Below are 3,097 nucleotides of genomic sequence, written 5' to 3'. Positions count from 1 at the left end.
CTCTTGGGTTGTGCTTTGCTGTTGGTTTTGGGTGGGGGGGGGCATCTCTGGTTGGCAACTCGCAAACACCCCCGCCATAAGAGACAGCAGGATATAGGAGGCAACGCGCGGGAGACCAAACATTCTATCCATCAAAAACCCTTCTTAAGTTTTAAAGCTTATAATAGCTAGCATGTCTTAAATTATAGGGATTTTAACAAAACTTGATGCTTAAACAAACAGATACGATATGGGGTTGCCGTGCTTAAAGTTGCCATTTTAGGCAGACCCAATGTGGGTAAAAGTTCTTTGTTTAATTGCCTACTCAAAAGCCGGAGTGCGATCACCTCAGCCATTGCGGGCACGACACGGGATATTAAAAAACAAACCTTAGAGTTAGCAGGGCGTGCTGTTGAATTATGGGATACGGGGGGGTTTGATGACTCCTATGTCTTTGGGGGTGCTATTAGAACCATAAACCTAGAAGCCCTCAAGGCGTGTGATTTGGTGTTGTATGTAGTTGATGGTAAGGTTTTGCCCCAAGAGGAGGATAAAAAACAATTTTTAGAAATTTGCCAAAGGGCACGGGCGTGTTGGTTGGTGGTGAATAAAATTGACAACCAAGCCGCAGAGTTGCTGGGTTATGAATTTGCCACTCTAGGCGCACAAGAGATGTTTTTTACATCGGCTAGCCATAGGCGTGGGATTGAGGCTTTGCTAAGTGCTATCTCTCAGCTAAATCCCCAAGAGGATATGCAGGATTTACCCCCTATCACTGCCCCTATCCAAGTGGGGATCATCGGGCGGGTCAATGTCGGCAAGAGTGCGCTTTTAAATGCGTTAGTCAAGCAAGAACGCGCGGTTGTTTCAAGCACCCCGGGCACCACAATAGACCCAGTCGATCAGATCATCACCCACCAAGACAGAGCGATCTGCTTTGTGGATACGGCAGGTTTGCGCCACCGCAGTAAGATTTTAGGGCTAGAAAAGTTCGCCCTAGATCGCACCCGTAAAGTGCTGGAAAAATCCCAAATTGCCTTGTTAGTTTTAGATGTGAGCGCGCCCTTTGTGGAATTAGATGAAAAAATCGCCTCGTTGGTGGATACCTACCGCTTGGGCGTGGTGGTGGTGTTCAATAAATGGGATATCCGCCATGCCCGCTTTGAGGCAATCATGCAAGATTTCAAACGCAAGTTTAAATTCTTGCACTACGCCCCCACGCTCACCGCCAGCGCACTTAAACAACGCCACATCGAAAAGATCAAGGATCAGATTTTACAAGTGCATGCCCATTTTTCTAAGCGCATCCCCACCAGCGCGCTCAACCAAATTATCACGCAAGCCACCCAAAAACACCCCCTACCCAGCGATCATGGAAAAATCGTGCGTATTTATTACAGCACGCAATTTGACTCCTGCCCGCCTCAAATTGCTTTGGTGATGAACCGCCCTAGAGCCTTGCACTTTAGCTATAAGCGTTACTTAACCAACACCCTAAGGGAGAAATTTGGCTTTTTAGGCACGCCCATTATCCTACACGCTCGGGGCAAAGAGGACAGCTCTTTTTCATGACACTACCTTATTTTGTGGATTTTATCCAAACTAAAGATGTCCGACAAGCACGCATTTTTTATGCGCTCAAATGCCACACCCAAGAGGCGTTGATCTTGCAATACATGGCGCAAGAATATTTAAAAGGGCATGGGGATATAGAAGTGGTGGGCTTGCTAGACATGCTTTTTGCAGCGCGCCAAATTGAAGCCTTGCCCTATTTGCAACACATTAAAAATCTCTTGGATTTAGAATGGATCGTGCTAGAGAAGCGATCCAGACGATCGGAGGTGTTGTTATTAGAGTTGCTAGAAAGCTCCATTGCATTGAGCACTTCTTTTTTTAGATTAGCTCAAGAGGGGCATAGCGCACAGGGGCTTTTAGACATCACCCCTTATGAAGATCATTTGGATTACTTCAATGATTGGTTTTTAAAAATAGAATTGCTCTACAAGCTTGCTATGCAAAACAAGCAGCCCCATTCCCCTGCTAGCCTTAAAATCCAAGAACAACTCCAGCTTTTAGAGCACAAAATCAACGCGCGCAACCAACTCACCAAAACCCCCCTATCAGTTCAAAAATTTCTCCAAAAACACAATTTAAGCCTAAAAGAGCAGATCATCTTTTTTGCTTTGCTCAAAGATGAATACGCTAGGGATTATGGCAAGGAGGATGAACCTTTAAACCATCACCAAATTTTGCTCACCCTGCTAGGTGCTGATGGGAGCGCGCGTGCCCAAAATGCCATGCTCTTAGCCCCCACTAGCCCCCTAATCAAGAAAAAGATCATGGATTTTGAGGAGTTGCTCGATCCTTTTGAGCAAGGGTTGGTGCGCCAATTTTTCTTACACGAATCGGTACTCAGTGCGATCACATCGCCTAGCCCCCACACAAAGGGCACACCCACCCTCAAACACATTTTAAAAGATAATGACATCTTTGAAGCCCTAGAGCCTAAAGCCAATTTAGATGAAGTGGTTTTGAGCCAAAAGACCAAAGAGACCCTAGAGGTTTTATTAAAGCAAATTGACCCCCAAATGCAAAAACGGCTCAAAGAGTGGGGCGTTAAAGAGAACAAGTCCCATAAAGATGTGGAGGCTAAGATTATCTTTTATGGACCCCCGGGCACGGGCAAAACCATGAGCGCACTCGCCCTAGCCAAGAGTCTTAAAAAAGAGGTTTTGGGCTTTGATTGTTCTAAGATTTTATCCATGTATGTGGGCGAATCAGAAAAGAATGTGCGTAAAATCTTTGATGATTACCACAAGATCGCCAAGCAATGCAAGAGCGCACCGATTTTATTTTTAGATGAAGCCGATCAATTCTTAAGCACACGCACGACTGCCAGTAGCGGGGCGGACAAAATGCATAACCAAATGCAAAATATCTTTTTACACCAGATTGAAAAGTTTGAGGGTGTTTTGATCGCCACCACGAATTTATTAGAAACCCTTGATGCCGCCTTTTCACGCCGCTTTAACCACAAGATCGAATTTAAGCCCCCCACCTTCGAGCAACGCGTGCAATTATGGCAAAAATACCTCCCCAGCAATGCCCCCTATGCCCC

Annotated in this window: 2 protein-coding genes; both read left to right on the top strand. The window is 45.7% G+C overall.

From position 1 onward, the window contains the following. The first annotated feature begins 240 nt into the window (after window positions 1-240). A complete protein-coding gene (gene der / locus C5684_RS09050; protein ID WP_104640100.1) occupies window positions 241-1,551 on the top strand; it encodes a ribosome biogenesis GTPase Der in 1,311 nt (436 codons plus the stop codon). Continuing rightward, window positions 1,548-3,097, top strand: a 1,550-nt coding sequence (locus C5684_RS09045) for an ATP-binding protein (RefSeq protein ID WP_104640099.1), incomplete at its 3' end; no start/stop codon positions are given. The genes der and C5684_RS09045, both read left to right, overlap by 4 nt.

The sequence above is a fragment of the Helicobacter bizzozeronii genome, assembly GCF_900196775.1.
Lineage (GTDB): Bacteria > Campylobacterota > Campylobacteria > Campylobacterales > Helicobacteraceae > Helicobacter > Helicobacter bizzozeronii.
This window is presented reverse-complemented; position numbering and strand designations above follow the sequence as displayed.